Origin of the sequence: Solirubrobacter soli DSM 22325 (genome assembly GCF_000423665.1) — a bacterium.
Classification (GTDB): Bacteria; Actinomycetota; Thermoleophilia; order Solirubrobacterales; family Solirubrobacteraceae; genus Solirubrobacter; species Solirubrobacter soli.
Genome location: NZ_KE384070.1, coordinates 313,801 through 330,994, shown reverse-complemented (window position 1 = coordinate 330,994; position 17,194 = coordinate 313,801). Strand labels below are relative to the sequence as shown.

Here is a 17,194-nt window from a genome sequence, read left to right as displayed (position 1 = left end):
CTCTCATCTAGCAGTTGATCTTGCCGTAAGTGTCGCGATAGGTGGCGGCCAGCGACTGCAGAGCACCGGTTGCCTTGTCACGGGTGTCCGCGGCGGAGCTCGAGGTGATGTCGACCAGCGTCTGGCGCATGCTGTCGGCGAACTTCTGGTTGGCCGCGTCGACCTCGTCGCGATTCGCCGAGGCCAGGTTCTTGCGCGCATCGGCGATCTTCCTGAGATCGGCCTGGATCGCCTGGAGGCTGCTGCTGGCCTTGCCGCTGCCGAGGTCGCTGATCGAGAGGCCCTTCAAGGTGTCGACCTGCTTGGAGATGCTGTCCCGCGCGTCGCAGACCTGGGCCTTGGCCTGGTCGGCCTCCGACTCGCCGCCGGTGAAGAGGACGACGGCGAGGATCGCGACGACCGCGACGCCGATGATCACGAGTATCCAGCGCATGGCGCCAGGTTCCGTCAAGCGGCCGAGACGGGCAATGGCGTGCACACGCCGCGCGGGGTGGTGTCCACGCGTGCATGGCGTTCAAAGGATCGAAAAGCGGGTAAACCGACTTACGCCGTGCCGACCCGATCCAGACTCCGCGTCGTCGTCGTCGACGACCACCCCGGGTTCCGAAGCTTGATGGGCGAGCTGCTCGAGATCTTCGGGCACGAGGTCGTCGGCGAGGCACACGACCGGTCCAGCGCCCGCAGCGTCGTCGACCGCTGCGCACCCGACGTCGTCTTCGTCGACCTCGGCCTCGGCAAGGAGAGCGGCTTCGACGTGGCCGAGGACCTCTCGCACGCCGAGCCCAAGCCGGACGTCCTGCTGATGTCCGCGGAGGAGTGCCCTGACCCGGCACGCGTGAAGGCCAGCGGCGCCCGTGCGTTCTACGAGAAGTCGCGGCTCGCCAGAGTCGACCTCGCCACGCTGGGCAACTGAGGTCATCCGCTTCGGGTGATGCGACCGCCGCCGACCGCGGCGACGCTTCGCCGGTGGTCCTGGCAAGTGCACAACCCCACGCCGACCACACGAGCGCGATCATCGGGCTCGCGGCGATCGCGTTGATGCTCGGACCCATGCTCGCCGCCGCGCTCTGGAGCAAACTCGCGCGCGTCGCCGCTCATCGCCGCCTGCGCAGCTGCCCGCTCTGCCGCGCCGACGCGATCCGCGACGTCCGCGCCGAGGCCATCGACACCGCCAAGGCGCGCGTGTGGCTGCAGTGTGGGGAGTGCGCGACCTGGCGCCGCGTCGAGACCACCCACCACGCGTTCACGTGGGAGGTCAAGACGTTCGAGCGCGACCGGCAGCTGATCTCCGACCAGGCCCAGCGCCTGTGCGTGGAGCGGCGGGAACGCGCGCTCGAGGCCTTCGTCGCGACGCTGGAGCACGACGTCGTCGGCGCGGACGACTTCATCGCGCTGACGTTGCGGTCCCCCACCGCCCGCCCATGAGCGAGCCCCACGAGACCAAACACGTGCTCCACGGCTTGGGCGGCGAGCTGTGGGGCGTGCTGAACCGTCACAAGATCGCGGCGTTCCTGCCGGCGATCGTGCTCGGCGCCGGCGCCGACGCGATCGAGTTGCTTCGCCACCACGTGACGGCCGAGATCGCGCTCGGCCTGGCGCTGGCGCTGTGGTTCGAGCTCTACGTCGGCTACGCCGAGCTGCTGATCGCCGCCGACCACGAGCATGTGCGGGTGCGTGTCGGGCGCCTCCTGCGCCGCGCGACCGTCGCGGCCCCCGCGCTCGTCGGCGCGTCGATCATCGCCGTGTCGGTCCCGCTCGCCGCGACGGGCCTGCTCGTCCTCCCCGGCCTCTACCTGATGACGATCTGGAGCCTGTTCGCGCCCGCGATCGTCCACGAGCACCTCGGCGTCCGCGCCTCGCTCGCGCGCAGCACGAAGCTCGTGCGCCGCGCCTTCTGGGCCGTCGCGCTCACCGTCACGGCCTCGGTCCTGGTCGAGCACGCGGTGATCCATGCAACCGCGCATAGCGCCGCGCCGGTGCTCGGCTCGCAATGGCTCGCGTTGATCGTCGCGGCGGTCGCGGTCGGCGTGATCTCGCCGCCGGCCGCGTTCACGATCTCCCTCGTCTACGAGCGTCTGAGCGCCGCGGACGAGCCGGTCACCCCGCCACCGGGACCTGCGGCTCAGACGGCGCCGCAAATCGCTGCATCAGCACCCCGTGGCGCAGACCCCGGTCGCTGACCACGAACGAGTCGCGGCCGAGCAGCGTCAGGATCACCCGCACGATGAGCGCGCCCGCCAGGATGACCTCGGCGCGCGCCGGCTGGACGCCGTCGATGTCACGTCGCGCGGCCGCGTCGCGCGACCGGTAGAGCTCGATCTGACGGTCGATCTCGGCCCGGTCGAGCACCGTGCCGTGCACGCGCGCGGGGTCGTAGGTCTTGAGCCCCAGCTTGACCGCGGTGAGGTTCGTGACCGCGCCGCCCATGCCGATGATGGCGTCCGGCTGAGCGAGCTGGTCGACCCGGGCCAGATCCGTCGACAGCACCGCCAGCGCGAGGTGAACGGTGCTGATCCCGACCGCCCGATCGAGCCCGTAGCGCTCGGTGATGCGGACCGCTCCTACGTCGACGCTGAACTGCTCGGACACCTCTCCCGGTCGCCCGACCGTGAACTGCGAGCTGCCCCCGCCGGTGTCGAAGACCGTCAGCAGCCCCTCCGCGCGGGCGAGGGCGGACGTCGCGCCGACGTACGCCAGCCGCGCCTCCTCCTTGCCCGGGATCACCTCGATGCGCACCCCGCAGCGCTGCTCGACGAGCGCGATCATCTCGTCCGCGTTCGCCGCGATGCGCATCCCGGCCGTGCCCACCGCGACCAGCGCCTCGACGCCCGCCGCGGTCGCGTCCGCCGCCATCCGCTCGATCGCGGCCGCGGTCCGCTCCATCGGCTCCGCGCCGAGCCGGCCGCTCTGGTTCAACCCCTCGCCGAGCCGGGTGACATCGGCGCGGTCGATCACCGTGGTCCAGGTCCCGTCCGCGCCGCGCTCGCCGACGTGGAACTTCACCGAGTTCGTGCCGACGTCGATGACCGCGAAGCGCCGCCCGCCGATGCCCAGCGCGGTCTTGATCCCGCGCGCGACACACGTGTTCGAACCGTCCAGCAGGCCGAGCGTCGCCGCGGTCGCGAGCACGTCCTCCCCGACGGGCGACTCGACGGCGACCGTCATCGTCGTCCCGGCATCGGTGCGCAGCTGGGTCACCTCGGCCATGCAGCCGCCGATCTCGTAGTGCACGCGGTGCTTGGAGACCGCCACCGCACGCACCTTTGTGCCGGCGAGCTCGTCGACGAAGGCCTCGAGGCTCGCGCGGCCCGCCTCGGAGACCTCGAGCCGCGCGTGCAGCGCCGACGCGACCGTCGCCACGTCGTTCGCGCTCAGCGGGAACGCGGCCTTCAGGATCGGCCGCCATTGCTCGAGCCCGTGCTTGCCGACCGCCACGAGCTCCTTGACGTCCACCAGCCCATCGCGGATCTTGACCGAGGCGTCGCTGTCGGTCGACACCAGATAGGTCTCGTCGCTCTCTTCCGAGCGGGTCGGGTCGAACCGGCGCAGGTGCTGGCGGGCGCGGGTCAGGCCAGGGCCGAAGCGCCGCCACTCCCAGCGCGGGACGATCGTCATCCCGGCTCTCCCGCAAAGTACGACAGCGCCTTGCGGGTCTTGGTCTGCTGCTCGCCGCTGAGATCGATGCCGTACCGCGCGAGGAACGCACGCACCTCGGCGGCGACCTGGAAGGTCTCGCCGGTCGCGCAGCGGGTCGAGATCTCGAGGATGCGCGACCCGTCCGGGTACATCCACATCTCGAACACGAGCCGGTCTCGCAGCTCGCTCGGGGTCATGCGCAGCTTGAGGATGAAGATCGGCCCGAGCGGCGTCAGGTCATCGAACGTCAGGCCTTCGGGGGCGTGCTCGGCGTAATAGCGGCGCTGCTCCTTCGAGAAGAGCTTGCGGATCGGGAGCTCCCCGCGGAAGCCGGCCTTCGCCTCCGCCCCGGTGAGCATGCCCTTGAGCGTCCCGGAGCACACGAAGCCGCCGGGCAGCGCGTCGACCTCGACGCGGAAGCCAGGGGAGCGCCGCAGCTTCTCCGGCAGGCTGCTCGGGACCACCGGGCGCAGCTTGACGACCGAGTCGCCGCCGCGGCCCTGGATGCGCCGCGCGCGGACGACGACGCCGGCCTTGTCGAGCGCCAGATCGGGCGTGTCGAAGAACAGCACCTGGCGGATCTGCGCCTCCAGCGGGTCGAGGCCGAGCGCCATGATCGTGGAGCGCTGGTGCTCCTCGGGGACGGTGACTTTCAGCTCGGCGCTGTCGGCGTCGCTGAGGAGCGACATGAGCTCGATCAGCTCTTCGCCGGAGAACATGGTTCGGGGGGTGACAGCGCTCATGGATGCACACTCCGGGAGCGCTTTCGGCCCGTCATCACCCGATCAGGGTGATCGGCGCGCGCCCGCAGCTGTGAAGAATCCTCACCAGATGACACAGCCCACCGACGCCAAGCGCGACCGCCGCCTGTCGATCCTGCTCGCGGCCGCGATGTTCGTGCTCGTCGTCGACACGTCGCTGATGAACGTGTCGATCTCCGCCGTGGTCAAAGACCTCGACACGACCGTGTCCGGCGTGCAGTCCGCGATCGCGCTCGAGGCGCTCGTCTCCGCCTCCTTCATCCTGATCGGCTCGAAGATCGGGGACCTGATCGGGCGCAAGCGCGCGTACGTGATCGGGCTGCTCGCCTACGCGCTCGGCGCGGCCGCGATGGCGCTCGCGCAGAGCCTGACCGCGGTCATCGTCTTCTGGGCGATCATCGGCGGGCTCGGCGCCTCGCTGCTGCTGCCCGCGATGCAGGCGCTCGTCCACGGCAACTTCGAGGGCAAGGCGCAGACGAAGGCGTATGCGCTCGTCGGCGCCGCGGCGGCGATCGCGGCCGCCGTCGGCCCGCTGTTCGGCGGCTTCGTGACCACTTTCCTCTCTTGGCGGGTCGGCTTCCTGTTCGAGGACGCCGTGATCATCGGCGTGCTGCTGGGGATCGGCCTGGTCAAGGACGCGCCGTTCACCGGCGATCGCCGGATCGACATCGTGGGCGCGCTGCTGTCGATCTTCGGCATGGGCGGCATCGTCGTCGGCATCCTCGTCTGGCAGGAGGGCGGCGAGGCCGTCGGCGCGCTGATGGCGGTCGGCGCCGTCGCGCTCGCCGGGCTGGCGTGGTGGCTGGTGCGCCGCAAGCGCGCCTCCAAGCCCGCGCTGCTGGACGCGGACCTGTTCCGCCTGCCGATGTTCCGCCTCGGGTTCTCCGGGCAGATGCTGCAGAACATCGCGCTCGGCGGGATGATGATCGCTCTGCCGGTGTTCCTGCAGATGGTGCTCGAGTACAACGCGCTCGAGACCGGCCTGACGATCGCGCCATTGTCGCTGTCGATGTTCGCCGTGGCCCTGCTGGCCGGGAAGCGCGTCGGCAAACGGCGCCCGAGCCGCGTGATCCAGATCGGCTTCGGCGCCACCACCGTCGGCATCCTCATCCTGCTGCCGCTGGTTCCGCGCGTGGGGTCGGGCTGGGCGCTCGCGCTGCCGCTGATGCTGACCGGCAGCGGGTTCGGGCTGCTCGTCTCGCAGCTGAACAACTACACGCTCTCGCCGATCTCGGAGGAGCGCGTGAGCGAGGCGGCGGGCGTGAACTCCGCGGCCGGGTCGTTCGGCCTCTCGTTCGGCCTCGCGGCGGCGGGGGCGGTCATGCTGGCGACGCTCTCGATCGTCTTCACCGACAAGGCGCAGTCGAGCCCGGTCCTGGCGCCGGCGCAGCAGGAGCAGGTGGCGCAGGCGCTCGACGACGACGCCGAGGTCATGAGCAACACGCAGCTGGAGAAGCAGCTCGCCGGCCAACCGGCGGCCGTCCAGCAGGAGATCCTGCGCATCAACGAGGACACGCGTCCGCTGGCGCTGCAGGTCGCGCTGCTCGTGCCGCTGCTGGCCGGCGTGTTCGGCTCGTTCGCGGCGCTGAGGATGACGCGCCAGCCGGACCCCACGCCGAACGCGGCCGCAGAGGCCGCGTTCGCGTAGTGGCGCTCAGTGCGCCGCGGCCTGCGCCTGGCGGATCTCGGCCGCGAGCTGCTCGGCCGACAGGTCCGTCGTGGCGGACGCCCTGGTCGTCGCGCGCGAGACGCCCGTGCTGACGCGGTCGGCCATGTCCGGACCGTAGAACACGACCAAGCCGGCCTCGCCTGAGTCGAGGACCTCGCCGAGCGTCTTGAGGTCCTCGCGGCTCATCGCCCGCGCGGCGTGACCCGCGTGTGTCCCGATCGCGGCGCCGGTGGCACCGCCGATCGCGAGCGCGCCGAGGATGCCGATGCCGGGGAACAGCGCGGCGACGATGCCACCCGCCATGCCCCAGCCGATGCCGACCGTGCGCGCGTGGTGCGTCGCCTCGTCGAGGCGATCCACGATCTCGACCTTCCCGTCGGCGTCCTTGCCGAGCACGATCGCGTCGAACGCGCCGCTCGTCCCGACGTGCTTGAAGGCCGCGCTGATCCCTTGGAAGTCCGCGGTGGCGTCCTCGACGCTGGCGTACGCCGCGGCGAGCACGTACTGGTTCTCACTCATGACTCCCCTTCCCCTGTTTGCCTGCGACCGCGGCCCGCCAGGGGGGCCGGCCGCGGCTCACCCGCCATGCCCCGCGCAGGAGCCATCCGAGTGCCAGCGTGTTGAGCGCCAGCTCGTCGAAGCGGCTCCTGCGACGGCGGTGAGGCATTGCCGCCTCAGCTCTCGAAGGCTTCGCTGTGCACCGTCACCGCCCAGAGGACGAGGCCGTTGCAGACCATCGCGATCGCCGACCAGCCCGGGTACGCGCCGAACATCAGGAAGTTGGCGAAGATCGCGCACATCGAGACGACGATCGCCATCAGCATCCCGATCGCGTTGTGCATCAGCACCAGGACCGCCGTCGCGACCTGGATGAGGCCCACGATCAGCGCGATCCAGCCCCAGGTCTGCAGGCCCGAGAACACCAGGCCGCCGTCGATGAAGTGCTCCTTCTTCGCCAGCGCCACGATCCCCCAGAGGCCGTTCAGACCTCCGGCGATGATCAGGTAGATGCCGGCGAACGTGGCCCAGCCGCTGGACTTGTCGTAGGCCGACTCACGCACCGCGCCCGAGGACGGGCGCCGCGTCATCTGCGACGGGTCGCTGTGGTATTGCGCTCCCGCTTCCATGGTGACTCCCACCTCCGGGGTCAGACGTCGACGTCGTGGCCATCGTCACCAGCCGCTCCGGGACGCGCAATCGTGCGCGCGGGTGAGGCCCGGTGGTGTGCGCACGCGCCCGGGCGGTGCGCGGGTGCCCTTGCGGGCGGATCGCGGCGGGCTCAGGCTCCTCACATGCCTGCCGAAGACCGTCCGGTACGGGTCGTCACCGTGGACGATCAGGACATGTTCCGTCGCGCGGCGCAGGCGGTGATCGAGTCCAGCCCCGGGTTCACGCTGGTCGGCGAGTCCACCAGCGGCGAGGACGCCCTGCGGCTGATCCCCGAGACCGACCCGGACATGGTGATCATGGACGTGCGGATGCAGGGGCTCGACGGCATCGAGGTCGCCGAGCGCCTGCGGTCGGAGGACCCGACGCGGGTCGTGGTGCTGGCGTCCAGCGCCGACTCGCGCGCGCTCGCCACGCTCGCCCGCTCCTGCGGTGCCGCGGCGCTGGTGCGCAAGCAGTGGTTGACGCCGCGGCTGCTGCGAGGCCTGTGGATCGCGCACCGCCGCCGCTAGCCCTCACATCACCCGGATCGCATGATGCCTCGGCCGGGGCGCCCGGAGACGCTTCGGTCTCGCCGTGCGCCTGCGATCCGTCCCCTTCGCCGCTGTCCGTCCCGCCACTGGCGCCTGGTCGGTCGCGCGACGGGTGGAGCGCTCCACGCGCCGGCGCACGCTCGACGAGGCCGGCCGGCTCTCGCTGCGCCTGGTGGACGCCGTGCTGGGCTCGCCCTATGCCGACGCCGCGGTCCAGCGCGTGCTCGAGAGCGGCCTGGCCGAGCGCGCGGTCGCGCACGCGCTCAGCGGCGAGCTGGTCGACGCGTTCGCGCGCGACATGGTCCGCTACCGCGTGCTCGAGCGCGTGATCGACGAGGTCCCGATGCGCGAGGCGTTGGACCACACGTTCGACCGGCTCGACGCCGAGGGCGCGCCGCAGCTGCTCGCGGACCGGCTGCTCGCGGGCGGGATCGCCGAGCACCTCGCCGGTCGCCTGCTCGAAGGGCCGGAGCTCGAGCGGATCGTCGAGCTGGCGCTCGAGAGCTCCGGTGCCGAGCGGCTGCTCGCCGAGGCGCTCGACAGCCCGGGCGCCGAGCGACTCGTGGCGTTGACGCTCGAGAGCCCCGGCGTCGAGCGGATGGTGCTGCGGGTCGTCGAGAGCCGCGTGGTCGACGAGGCGATCGGGCTGGTGGTGGAGGACGCCGCAGAGCGCCTGCGCTCCAGCCCGGCCATGTGGACGCTCGTCGACGAGATCGTCCAGAGCCCGATGGTCACCGACGCGATCACCGCGCAGAGCATGGGGTTCGCCGATCAGGTCGGCGAAGAGATCCGTGACCGTTCGCGCCACGTCGACGCCACCCTCGAACGCGCCGCGTGGCGGCTGCTGAGGCGGCGCAAGACCGCGCCCGGCGACGGCACACCGTCCCCGGGCGCCGCATGACCCTGACCGCGCCGAGCGCGGATGAGACGTTGGCCCCCGCGGTCGCGCCCGCGTACGCGGGGCTGGCGACGCGGACCATCGCATTCGGCGCGGACGCGCTCATCATCAACGCGACCGTCTGGTTCGTGGGCGCCGTGGTCGGCATCGGGCTGTCGCTGCTCGGCGTGCCCGAACAGGTCCTGAAGCTGCTGGCCGCGATCGGCGCGGTGGTCGCCGTGGGCTGGGCCATCGGCTACTTCGCGTTCTTCTGGTCCGCGAACGGCCAGACCCCCGGGAACCGCATGCTCGGCATCCGGGTCTTGGCCGCCGCCACCGGCGAGCCGCCGCGGTTCGGCCGCGCGCTCTTGCGGATCCTCGTGCTGCCGTTGTCGGCGATCCCGCTCTGCGCGGGGTTCCTGATGATCCTCGTCGACAGCCGGCGGCGAGCGCTGCACGACCGGATCGCGCGGACGGTCGTCGTGTACGCGCCGCGCGAGCGGCGACGCGTCAGTGTGGATCGCCGACCCGGCTGACGGTCCCGGACTCCGCCAGCAGCATCAGCGCCGCCTTCACGCGCTTGCTGACGTCCTCCGCGTGCGCGAGGCCGAGCTTGAGGAAGATCGCGTTGATGTGCTTCTCGACGGCGCGCTTGGTCAGGAACAACGACTCCGCGATCGCGGTGTTGCTCTTGCCCTGGGCGATCTCCGCCAGCACCTCGCGCTCGCGCGCGGTGAGCTCGTTCAGCGGCGAGCGGTCGGCCTGGCTGCGGGCGAGCACCAGCCCGTCCACGATCTTCGGATCGACCATCGAGCCGCCCTCGGCGACCGAGTGGATCGCCGCGGTCAGCTCCGCCCGATTGTGCACGCGTTCCTTGAGCAAGTAGGCGCGTCGCGCGGAGCCGCCGTCCAGCAGCGCCATCGCGTAGATCGGATCGGAGTACTGGCTCAGGACGACGACGCCCATGTCCGGGTGCGCCTCGCGGAACTCGGCCGCGATCCGGATGCCCTCATCCGTGTACGTCGGCGGCATGCGGATGTCGGTCACGACCACGTCCGGCCGCAACTCACCGCATACCTCACGAAGCGAATCGAGGTCTCCGACCGCGGTCACGACGTCGATCTCGCCGTCGACCGCGAGCAACTGCCTGACGCCTTCGCGAACGAGGAGATTGTCTTCCCCGAGCACGACACGAATGCCCATGCATTCACCCTACCGGTTCCCGCGGCGAAGCGATCAACGTGGTCACTCGATTCAGCATTTCCACGCGCAACGCGGGGTGCGTGCACCCTTGCTGCGGTCTTTCGGCGATGGAAGGCTCGCCGAACCATGACGGCAACTGTCTTCTCCACGCCGCGGCGCGCGAGCGCGCGGTCGGGCGCGCGGCTGTCAGCGGACGAGAGCGCCGCCCTCGGGCGCGCCGCCCGCAAGGCCGTCCCGCGTGCCTCACATGCCGATTGGGCACCGGCGGCGGATCGCCGGCCGGTGCTCGACATCATCCTCGCCGAGGAGGAAGGCCGGCTCGAGGAGCTGCTGCCGCTGCGCCACGGCCGGATGCTCGCCTCCCCCTTCGCGTTCTATCGCGCCGCGGCGGCCGTGATGGCCGCCGACCTCCACGGGACGCCGGACTCCGGCTTGCGCACGCAGCTCTGCGGCGACGCGCACGTGTCGAACTTCGGCGGCTTCGCGTCGCCCGAGCGCGCGCTCGTCTTCGACCTCAACGACTTCGACGAGACCGCCGCCGGCCCGTGGGAATGGGACGTCAAGCGGCTCGCCGCCAGCGTGGCGATCGCCGGCCGCGCGCGTGGCATCGAGGCCGCCGATCGCGCGCGGATCGTGCAATCGACGGTGCGCGCGTACCGGATGGCGATGCGCGACTTCGCAGCGATGCGGACGATCGACGTCTGGTACGCGCGAATCGACGCCGCGACGCTCGTCGAGGGCGCCCGCGGGCGTGTCTCGGAGCGTGAGCGCAAGGAGTTCAAGCGCAAGCTCGAGTCGCGTCACGACAAGGACCACCTGCGCGCGCTCACCAAGCTGACCGAGACGGTCGACGGCCGGCTGCGGATCGCCAGCCGGCCGCCGTTGCTCGTGCCGATCGAGGAGCTCGCGTCCGAGGCCGTCGGCGGCGTGGCCGAGGCGGCGATGCGCAAGCTGCTGGCGTTGTACAAGCGCTCGCTCAAGAGCGACCGGCGGCACCTGCTGGCAGGCTACGAGTACGCGCACCTCGCGCGCAAGGTCGTCGGCGTCGGCAGCGTGGGCACGCGCGCCTGGGTCGTGATGCTCACCGGGCGCGACGACAACGACCCGCTGTTCCTGCAGGTCAAGGAGGCCGGCCGGTCGGCGCTCGAGCCCTACACCGGCAAGGACCCCGCGCCCAACCACGGGCAGCGGGTCGTCCAGGGCCAGTGGCTGATGCAGGCGGCGAGCGACATCTTCCTCGGCTGGCTGCGCACGCCCGGCATCGACGGCGTCGAGCGCGACTTCTACGTGCGCCAGCTGTGGGACTGGAAGACGTCCGCGGACCTGGAGACGATCGCCCCCGACCGGCTGGAGATCTACGGCGAGCTCTGTGGCCGGACGCTGGCCCGCGCGCATGCCCGGGCGGGCGATCGGGTCGCGATCGCGTCCTACCTCGGCGGCGGTGACGTCTTCGACCGCGCGCTCGCAACGTTCGCCGAGTCCTACGCCGACTGCAACGACCGCGACCACGCCGCGCTGACCGAGGCGGTCCGCGCCGGCGCGATCGCGATCGAGTCAGAGCCGTAAGGCCTTAGCCCGCTTCGGCCAGGACCGTCGGAGCGGGCGCCTGCGGGCGGAACTCACGGAGCTCGTCTGGGCCGGGCTGGATCACGAGCGCGGTCGCCTCGGGCACCGCCCGCCACACGCCGGGGAGGTCCGACAGCGGCTCGGAGACCACGACCCGGTCCTCGTTCGTCATCCGCTGGAAGCGTGGGTTGTCCGGATGCAGCGCTTGGACCGTCTCGCGGTCGGCGGACACGTAGAGCGTGCGCGACGCGCGCTCGCTCGAGTAGCGGACCGCCCACAGCTTCTCACCGTTGCTGAAGCCGAGCGTCATCTGGACGGGGTTCTCGATCCCGTGCGCGCGGCCCGTCGCCTCGATGAACCCCACGGCCTTCTCGACGGCGGAGATCGGGTCGGTGGACTCCAGGCCGAAGGTGAGCGCGAGGTAGAAGAGCACCTCGGAGTCGGTCGAGCCGTGGATGCCCTCGAACAGCATCGGGTCGACCCGGAGCAGGAGCTCGCGGCGGATCTTGTGGAAGTCGTGGATGCTGCCGTTGTGGACGAACAGCCACCGGCCGTGGCGGAACGGGTGGCAGTTCGTCTGCTGCACCGGCGTGCCGGTGGCCGCCCGGATGTGGGCCAGGAAGAGCGGCGACGCGATGTGCGCGGCGAGGTCGCGCAGGTTCGGATCGTTCCACGCCGGCGCCTCGCTGCGGTAGCGGCCGGGCAGGAACGTGTCCGGCGTGTACCAGCCCACCCCGAACCCGTCGCCGTTGGTGGTCTCGACCCCCTGGCGGGCGTGCTTGCTCTGGTCGATCAACCCGTGGTCGGTCTCGAACAGCAGCTCTTCGAGCATCAACGGCTGGCCGTAGTAGGCGTTCCAGCGGCACATGGTTCGACCACCTTCGTTGCGGGTTCAGGGTTGCGTCCCGGATGCTCGACCGCCCCGTGGGCCGGGGCAATGGGACGCGCCGGTGTCCGCGCGGGGATGCGGACACCCGATCACCCGCATCGGATGATGCCCGCGCGCGAGCCCGGCGAGAGGCTGCTCGTCGTGGCGATCGCGACCGAACCGGCGCAGCTGCTCGTCTACCGCTTCGCCGCCGGCGCCGGCTTCGAAGGCCAGTTCGTCGGCGCGCTCGAACGAATCGAGTCAGGCGGCGCGCTGCGCGTCCTCGACGTGCTGGTCGTGGTGCGCGACGACGCCGGCGAGATCGTGGCGAGCGAGCACCGCGGCGGCTCGGCCGCCGGGTTCACCGGCGCGCTGGTCGCGCTGCGCCTGGACCCGTCCGTGCGCGAGCGCGCCACCCGCCGCGCGATGGACCGCTCGAACGGCCTCGCCGGCGAGCTCGCCGAGACGCTGCAACCGGGCGAGGCGATCGCGGCGGTGCTGATCGGCCACGTGTGGGCGCGGGCGCTCGACGACGCCGCCGCACGCACGAGCGGCACGGCCGTGCTGGACACGAGGGTCGGGCCGCGCACCTTGCCCGAGCTCGGCGAGGAGATCCTCGCCGCCGCCCGCACCCGCGGCGGCTAGCTCAGCTGCCCACGAAGCGCGCCGTGTCGGCGAGCACGACGCTGTCACGGCGCGCCGTCGGGGGTGTGATGCTGCGCCGTCCTGTCAGGACGGTGGAGAATCACACCCCCCGCAATCGGCGCCCCGCCACTCATCAGCCGCGGTCACGAGCGGCGGCGGGCGTCCACGGCGCGCATCGTCGCCTGCGCGCACGCGCTCCCGACGAGCGCGCCGATGATGACGTCCCCCGGGTAGTGGACCCCCGTGTGGACGCGCGAGTAGGCGACCGCGGCGGCGACCCCGCGCAGCGCGGCGGCCTCGCGGGGCAGGACGTGCCCGACGCCCGTGGCGAACGCGAACGCGCTGGCGGCGTGGCCTGAGGGGAGCGAGCGCGATGTCGGCATCGCGACGTGACGCTCCAGCGGGACCCCCTGCGCCTCGCGATCGGGACGACGCCGGCGGGCGAGCGGCTTGAGCAACGCGTTGACCACCCCCGACGCCACCGCGATCGACGAGAGCCCGGCGACGGCGGCGCGCCGCCCGGACTGCCCGCCGAGCGCGGCGAGCGCGCCGGCCGATGCCACCCACACCCCGGAACGATCCGCGGCGTGGGTGAGGCGCCCCATCACGCGGTCGAGCTCGGGCGTGGGCGTCGCGGCGATCGCGGCGTAGATCGCGGTGTCGACGCGCTCGGCGTCGCGCAGCCAGCGCGGCCGCGGCCTCACGGGCACGCCCGCGGGACGAGGGCCGCCGGGGGCGGCACGGGCGCGGCGGCGCGCGGCCTCACAGGCACGCCCTCGGGACGAGGGCCGCCGGGGGCGGCACGGGCGCGGCGGCGCGCGGCCTCACGGGTCCGGGGGCGCGCCGACCGGCACGCGCGTCGTCGCGTCGCCCTCGGCGACGGCTTGCGGAGCGTCGTCCGGGGCGCGGCCCGCGGCGATCCGCAGGAGCGCGCGGAGGACGTCCACGCCGCCGTTCGGCTGCAGGGCCGACGGTGAGGCGCCCGGGTGGCGGCGGGCGATGCGGACGCGGAGCACGCCCGGGTGGATCGCGAAGCGCAGCGGCGGCTGGAGCTCGACCGCCTCGCCGTCGATGCCCGCCGGCAGCGCGCGCTCGCCGCCGACCTCGAACGTGGGCGCGCTCCACTCGCGCCACACGCGGTGCGAGAAGCGGCCGGCCCGGGGCACGCCGACCACGGTCACGCCGAGGAGCCCGTCGTCGATCCGCGGGCGGGTGCCCGACCCGACCGCGCGGCCGAGCCGGTAGCGGTTGTTGGACACGAGGATCGTCGCGGCGCCGGTGACCGCCTCCCCGTCCGGGCCGGTGCAGCGCAGCTCCAGCGCCGACGCCGCCGCGGGCCCGAGGGTGTCGGGCATCGTGTCCAGCAGGGTCCGCAACTTGGCGTCGCGGTAGCCCTCGCGCTGCACCGCCGCGGCGTACACGCCGAGTGAGACGTTGTTGACGAAGATCCGCCCGTTGACGTCGGCCAGATCGACGCGACGCTCACCGCCGGTGACGAACGCGTCGAGCGCGCCGACCACGTCGTCGCGGTCGACGCCGAGATCCAGCGCGAAGTGGTTGCGCGTACCGGCCGGGATGCACGCGTACGGGAGCGCGTGCTCGGCGGCGATCGCGGCGACGATCGCCTGCGACCCGTCCCCGCCCGCCATCGCCAGGGCGTCCGCGCCCATCGCGACCGCGCCCCGCACGAGCGTCTCCAGGTCCATGCCCGGCCCGAGCTCGATCGGCTCGATCCCGCGCCTGCGCGCCTCGGCGGCGAGCGAGAACCGCTCGGCCTTGCCGCCGCCGGAGCGCGGGTTGTAGAAGAGCACCGGATGCCGCGGCGCGCGGACCCCGGGCAGCCGGACGCGGATCTTGAACGCGGTCCGCGCCGCGGCGAGACCGAGCCACAGCAGCACGACCGCGGCGATCGTCGCCAGCGGGTCCTGGCTGACCGGCACCAGCACGGCGACCGCCGACAGCACCACCGCCACGCTCAGCCCGACCACGCGCGCCGTGCCACGTCGCAACACCCCGTACCACGCCGCCGCCAGCGCGAGCGCGCCGCACCCGAGCACCGCCAACCCCCGCGGGAACGCCCCGATCGCCATGGCCAGCGCGACGCCCAGCCACGCGAGCGCGAGCGCCAGGGCGGCGATCGCCGCGAGGCGACGGCGCCTGCTCACCAGGTCAGCTCGATCTCCAGCTCGGTGCCGTCGTCCTCGACCTCGAGCTCGACCTTGAGGTTGACCTGGTCCGGCACGTGCAGGACAAAGCGCATCCCGCCGCGCTCGAACTCGACGTCGTTGTGGCGGGCGAGGCTGTCGGCGAGGGCGTGCAGCCGCTTGGCGGCCTCCTCGCGGCTCAGGCGCTCCTTCTGGGTGATCTCCAGCAGATCCATGCCGTGACCGTATGACCGCCACCGCCAGGCCGCGAGGGTGCGCACACCCCTTTAGCGGCGATGCCACAACGATGCGTTGAGCATCGCCGAGCCGACGATCACGCGGCTGATGATGTACAGCCAGACCATCAGGGTCAGCGCCGCGCCGAACGAGCCGTAGGTCTTCGACGCGTGCTCGATCCGCCCGGCGAGGAACAGCGTCGTGCCGAGGTGGATGATCTCCATGCCGACGGCGACCAGCAGGGCCCCGGGGATCAACGCCTTCCACGGCGCGTCGGCGTGCGGCAGCAGCCGCTCGAGCACGAGCCAGATGAAGAAGAACGGCACCAGGGCGACGAATGCGGTGAGGATGCCCAGGCTCGCCGGCAGGTGCTCGCGGGCGTACCCGACGGCGCCCCAGACGAGGAAGGTCGCGACGATCGCGAGGATCAACGCGACGCCCGCGTGCAGCGGCCGCTTGACCGGCGTGACGCGTCCCTCCCACGCCAGCGAGTGCGCGGCGCGGATCGCGCGCGCGGCGGACATCGCCGACCACAGCAGCGCGAAGACGCCGGCCACCGCGACCGTCCAGCGCGTGCCGGTCGACAGCGACGCGCCTTGCGAGAACGAGTTCAGCAGCTCGCCGCGGATCCCGACCTGCTCGCCGGCGTCGCCCGCGGCGCTGTCGTCGACGGTGGAGGCGTAGCCGAGCGCGATCGTCGCCAGCAGCGCCAGCGGCAGCAGCGCGGCGAACAGGCGGAACGCCAGCGCGCCGGCGAGCAGGCCGCCGCCCGCGTGGCGGTCGCGATCGAACGCCGCGCGCGTCAGGTCGTAGCCCGGCGCCGCCGACGCGACGCCGAGCGCGCGGGCCTGCGCCCGCTGCACCGTCGCAACGGCGCGCGCGCGGCGCGAGGCGCCGCGCGACGCAGTGCCCTGCTCGCCCACCGGGCTTTCAGCTCGTCGGTGTCTGGCCGGCCGCGTCCGCCAGCAGCTCCCCACTCTTGTCCTCGGAGCCGCGCGGGATCACGACGACCGGACACGCCGCCCGCTCGATCACCTTGCGCGACACGCTTCCGAGCACGACCGAACGCCGCGGCCCTCGTGCACGCGAGCCCAGCACGAGCAGGTCGACGTGCGCCGACGCCGCGACGAGGCCGTCCTCGGGCTCGTTGGCGAGAATGTCGATGTCCGCGTCCGGGGTCCGGGCGAGACGCTCCCTGAGCTTCGCCTCGATCGACACGCGCCCCTTCCGCGCCTCCCTCACGTCGGTGCTGACCTCGTGATGCAGCTCGGTCATCATGCCGCCGGTCTCGACGGCCGCGTGCTTGGGGTCGATCACGGTGATCGCCCGCAGCCGCACGCCGCCGATGCGCGCGAGCTCCTCGGCGAACGCCAGCGCGTCCTCGCCCTCCTGGGACTCGGTGTATGCCGCGCCGATCAGCGCGACGCCGCCCTCGGGCCGCCGGTAGCCGTGCGGCACGACCGCGACCGGGCACGCGCTGACGTGGATGATCCGGTCGGCCGTGGTGCCGAGCAGCGCCGAGCCCTTGCTTCCGCGAGATGTCGAGCCGATGACGACGAGCTCGGGCGAGCATTCGTCGATCGCGCGGGCGAGGCCGCGAGCCGCCGTCGAGTCCTCGTACGCCCGCACCTCGACGTCGATGCCACGCGCGCGCAGGTCGAGCTCCAGGTGCTTGACAGTGTCGGCGATCCCGCCTGGGAGCTTCGCCTCCTGTTCCGCCCCGAAGTGGGCGCGCACCGCCCCCGTATCCGCCACGACGACGATGATCAAGGGTGCACCTGTGATGCGGCTGGCCGCCACTCCGAACTCGACCGGCTCACGTGCGCCCGTGTCCGGCGAGAAGGCCGCGATCACGGGCGCGTGATGGGTGTGATCCTGTCGCTCCATG

Annotated in this window: 21 protein-coding genes; 9 read left to right on the top strand and 12 right to left on the bottom strand. The window is 72.4% G+C overall.

Translation table 11 applies throughout. From position 1 onward, the window contains the following. Window positions 1-7 precede the first annotated feature (7 nt). Window positions 8-433, bottom strand: coding sequence for a hypothetical protein (locus G569_RS64185; protein ID WP_028066795.1), 426 nt, complete (start codon window positions 431-433; stop codon window positions 8-10). Window positions 434-472: 39 nt separating this feature from the next. Between G569_RS64185 and G569_RS64180 the strand changes: the two genes are divergently transcribed. From G569_RS64180 to G569_RS0134455, 3 genes are read left to right on the top strand one after another with little or no spacing between them, the layout of a single operon-like run. Next, a complete protein-coding gene (locus G569_RS64180) occupies window positions 473-913 on the top strand; it encodes a response regulator (RefSeq protein WP_306765336.1) in 441 nt (146 codons plus the stop codon). A 53-nt stretch (window positions 914-966) separates the two neighbouring features. Next, window positions 967-1,425: a hypothetical protein gene (locus G569_RS0134460; RefSeq protein WP_028066793.1), complete on the top strand. Its 459-nt coding sequence runs from the start codon at window positions 967-969 to the stop codon at window positions 1,423-1,425. Then, on the top strand, window positions 1,422-2,180 hold the full coding sequence (locus G569_RS0134455) for a hypothetical protein (RefSeq protein ID WP_028066792.1): 759 nt from the start codon (window positions 1,422-1,424) through the stop codon (window positions 2,178-2,180). Before G569_RS0134460 ends, G569_RS0134455 begins: the two co-directional genes overlap by 4 nt. Here the strand turns inward: G569_RS0134455 and G569_RS61765 are convergent. Then, window positions 2,098-3,615, bottom strand: a complete 1,518-nt coding sequence (locus tag G569_RS61765) for a Ppx/GppA phosphatase family protein (protein WP_028066791.1) — start codon at window positions 3,613-3,615, stop codon at window positions 2,098-2,100. The two genes, G569_RS0134455 and G569_RS61765, sit on opposite strands and share 83 nt — an antisense overlap. After that, the gene (locus G569_RS0134445; RefSeq protein ID WP_157592517.1) at window positions 3,612-4,379 is read right to left on the bottom strand and encodes an adenylate cyclase; all 768 of its coding nucleotides are present in this window, start codon (window positions 4,377-4,379) and stop codon (window positions 3,612-3,614) included. The genes G569_RS61765 and G569_RS0134445 overlap by 4 nt, the downstream gene beginning before the upstream one ends. An 88-nt stretch (window positions 4,380-4,467) precedes the next feature. Here G569_RS0134445 and G569_RS0134440 point away from each other — a divergent pair, with 88 nt between their 5' ends. Continuing rightward, window positions 4,468-6,045: an MFS transporter gene (locus G569_RS0134440; RefSeq protein WP_028066789.1), complete on the top strand. Its 1,578-nt coding sequence runs from the start codon at window positions 4,468-4,470 to the stop codon at window positions 6,043-6,045. 6 nt (window positions 6,046-6,051) lie between these two features. On the opposite strand, the gene G569_RS0134435 is transcribed toward G569_RS0134440, so the two are convergent. After that, complete coding sequence (locus tag G569_RS0134435; RefSeq protein WP_028066788.1) at window positions 6,052-6,585, bottom strand: DUF1269 domain-containing protein; 534 nt, start codon at window positions 6,583-6,585, stop codon at window positions 6,052-6,054. Between the two features lie 155 nt (window positions 6,586-6,740). Further along, the gene (locus G569_RS0134430) at window positions 6,741-7,193 is read right to left on the bottom strand and encodes a DUF7144 family membrane protein (protein WP_037501171.1); all 453 of its coding nucleotides are present in this window, start codon (window positions 7,191-7,193) and stop codon (window positions 6,741-6,743) included. A gap of 165 nt (window positions 7,194-7,358) precedes the next feature. On the opposite strand from G569_RS0134430, the gene G569_RS0134425 reads away from it, so the two are divergent. From G569_RS0134425 to G569_RS59575, 3 genes are all read left to right on the top strand, one after another. Then, window positions 7,359-7,745: a response regulator gene (locus G569_RS0134425; RefSeq protein WP_028066786.1), complete on the top strand. Its 387-nt coding sequence runs from the start codon at window positions 7,359-7,361 to the stop codon at window positions 7,743-7,745. A 133-nt stretch (window positions 7,746-7,878) separates the two neighbouring features. Further along, window positions 7,879-8,667 carry a hypothetical protein gene (locus G569_RS0134420; protein ID WP_028066785.1) on the top strand — a complete coding sequence of 263 codons (789 nt, stop codon included), beginning with the start codon at window positions 7,879-7,881 and terminating at the stop codon, window positions 8,665-8,667. Continuing rightward, a complete protein-coding gene (locus tag G569_RS59575; RefSeq protein ID WP_053227409.1) occupies window positions 8,664-9,179 on the top strand; it encodes an RDD family protein in 516 nt (171 codons plus the stop codon). The genes G569_RS0134420 and G569_RS59575 overlap by 4 nt, the downstream gene beginning before the upstream one ends. Here G569_RS59575 and G569_RS53965 read toward each other — a convergent pair. Beyond that, on the bottom strand, window positions 9,154-9,846 hold the full coding sequence (locus G569_RS53965; RefSeq protein ID WP_037501169.1) for a LuxR C-terminal-related transcriptional regulator: 693 nt from the start codon (window positions 9,844-9,846) through the stop codon (window positions 9,154-9,156). The genes G569_RS59575 and G569_RS53965 overlap by 26 nt on opposite strands. A gap of 126 nt (window positions 9,847-9,972) precedes the next feature. Here G569_RS53965 and G569_RS0134405 point away from each other — a divergent pair, with 126 nt between their 5' ends. After that, window positions 9,973-11,412, top strand: coding sequence for a DUF2252 domain-containing protein (locus G569_RS0134405; RefSeq protein ID WP_028066784.1), 1,440 nt, complete (start codon window positions 9,973-9,975; stop codon window positions 11,410-11,412). Window positions 11,413-11,416: 4 nt separating this feature from the next. Here the strand turns inward: G569_RS0134405 and G569_RS0134400 are convergent, their stop codons facing one another. After that, window positions 11,417-12,280 carry a class II glutamine amidotransferase gene (locus G569_RS0134400; protein ID WP_028066783.1) on the bottom strand — a complete coding sequence of 288 codons (864 nt, stop codon included), beginning with the start codon at window positions 12,278-12,280 and terminating at the stop codon, window positions 11,417-11,419. A gap of 162 nt (window positions 12,281-12,442) precedes the next feature. Between G569_RS0134400 and G569_RS0134395 the strand changes: the two genes are divergently transcribed. Further along, on the top strand, window positions 12,443-12,925 hold the full coding sequence (locus G569_RS0134395; RefSeq protein WP_157592516.1) for a hypothetical protein: 483 nt from the start codon (window positions 12,443-12,445) through the stop codon (window positions 12,923-12,925). 143 nt (window positions 12,926-13,068) lie between these two features. Here G569_RS0134395 and G569_RS53960 read toward each other — a convergent pair whose 3' ends face one another. From G569_RS53960 to G569_RS0134370, 5 genes are all read right to left on the bottom strand, one after another. Next, on the bottom strand, window positions 13,069-13,635 hold the full coding sequence (locus G569_RS53960; RefSeq protein ID WP_053227408.1) for a phosphatase PAP2 family protein: 567 nt from the start codon (window positions 13,633-13,635) through the stop codon (window positions 13,069-13,071). Between the two features lie 114 nt (window positions 13,636-13,749). Then, a complete protein-coding gene (locus G569_RS53955; RefSeq protein ID WP_053227407.1) occupies window positions 13,750-15,090 on the bottom strand; it encodes a diacylglycerol/lipid kinase family protein in 1,341 nt (446 codons plus the stop codon). Next, on the bottom strand, window positions 15,087-15,305 hold the full coding sequence (locus G569_RS0134380; protein WP_028066781.1) for an amphi-Trp domain-containing protein: 219 nt from the start codon (window positions 15,303-15,305) through the stop codon (window positions 15,087-15,089). The genes G569_RS53955 and G569_RS0134380 overlap by 4 nt, the downstream gene beginning before the upstream one ends. A gap of 51 nt (window positions 15,306-15,356) precedes the next feature. Beyond that, window positions 15,357-16,169 (bottom strand): YihY/virulence factor BrkB family protein, encoded by an 813-nt coding sequence (locus G569_RS0134375; RefSeq protein ID WP_169542303.1) that lies wholly within the window; start codon window positions 16,167-16,169, stop codon window positions 15,357-15,359. A gap of 67 nt (window positions 16,170-16,236) precedes the next feature. Beyond that, window positions 16,237-17,193: a universal stress protein gene (locus tag G569_RS0134370; RefSeq protein WP_028066779.1), complete on the bottom strand. Its 957-nt coding sequence runs from the start codon at window positions 17,191-17,193 to the stop codon at window positions 16,237-16,239. Window position 17,194 lies beyond the last annotated feature (1 nt).

What these genes read in the sequence shown, in the direction of transcription:
- G569_RS64185 (WP_028066795.1), bottom strand. Translation starts at nt 433, where the DNA reads ATGCGCTGGATACTCGTGATCATCGGCGTCGCGGTCGTCGCGATCCTC.
- G569_RS0134455 (WP_028066792.1), top strand. Translation starts at nt 1,422, where the DNA reads ATGAGCGAGCCCCACGAGACCAAACACGTGCTCCACGGCTTGGGCGGC.
- G569_RS0134440 (WP_028066789.1), top strand. Translation starts at nt 4,468, where the DNA reads ATGACACAGCCCACCGACGCCAAGCGCGACCGCCGCCTGTCGATCCTG.
- G569_RS0134435 (WP_028066788.1), bottom strand. Translation starts at nt 6,585, where the DNA reads ATGAGTGAGAACCAGTACGTGCTCGCCGCGGCGTACGCCAGCGTCGAG.
- G569_RS0134370 (WP_028066779.1), bottom strand. Translation starts at nt 17,193, where the DNA reads ATGGAGCGACAGGATCACACCCATCACGCGCCCGTGATCGCGGCCTTC.
- G569_RS59575 (WP_053227409.1), top strand. Translation starts at nt 8,664, where the DNA reads ATGACCCTGACCGCGCCGAGCGCGGATGAGACGTTGGCCCCCGCGGTC.
- G569_RS0134380 (WP_028066781.1), bottom strand. Translation starts at nt 15,305, where the DNA reads ATGGATCTGCTGGAGATCACCCAGAAGGAGCGCCTGAGCCGCGAGGAG.
- G569_RS0134425 (WP_028066786.1), top strand. Translation starts at nt 7,359, where the DNA reads ATGCCTGCCGAAGACCGTCCGGTACGGGTCGTCACCGTGGACGATCAG.
- G569_RS0134445 (WP_157592517.1), bottom strand. Translation starts at nt 4,379, where the DNA reads ATGAGCGCTGTCACCCCCCGAACCATGTTCTCCGGCGAAGAGCTGATC.
- G569_RS0134400 (WP_028066783.1), bottom strand. Translation starts at nt 12,280, where the DNA reads ATGTGCCGCTGGAACGCCTACTACGGCCAGCCGTTGATGCTCGAAGAG.
- G569_RS61765 (WP_028066791.1), bottom strand. Translation starts at nt 3,615, where the DNA reads ATGACGATCGTCCCGCGCTGGGAGTGGCGGCGCTTCGGCCCTGGCCTG.
- G569_RS0134430 (WP_037501171.1), bottom strand. Translation starts at nt 7,193, where the DNA reads ATGGAAGCGGGAGCGCAATACCACAGCGACCCGTCGCAGATGACGCGG.
- G569_RS53965 (WP_037501169.1), bottom strand. Translation starts at nt 9,846, where the DNA reads ATGGGCATTCGTGTCGTGCTCGGGGAAGACAATCTCCTCGTTCGCGAA.
- G569_RS0134405 (WP_028066784.1), top strand. Translation starts at nt 9,973, where the DNA reads ATGACGGCAACTGTCTTCTCCACGCCGCGGCGCGCGAGCGCGCGGTCG.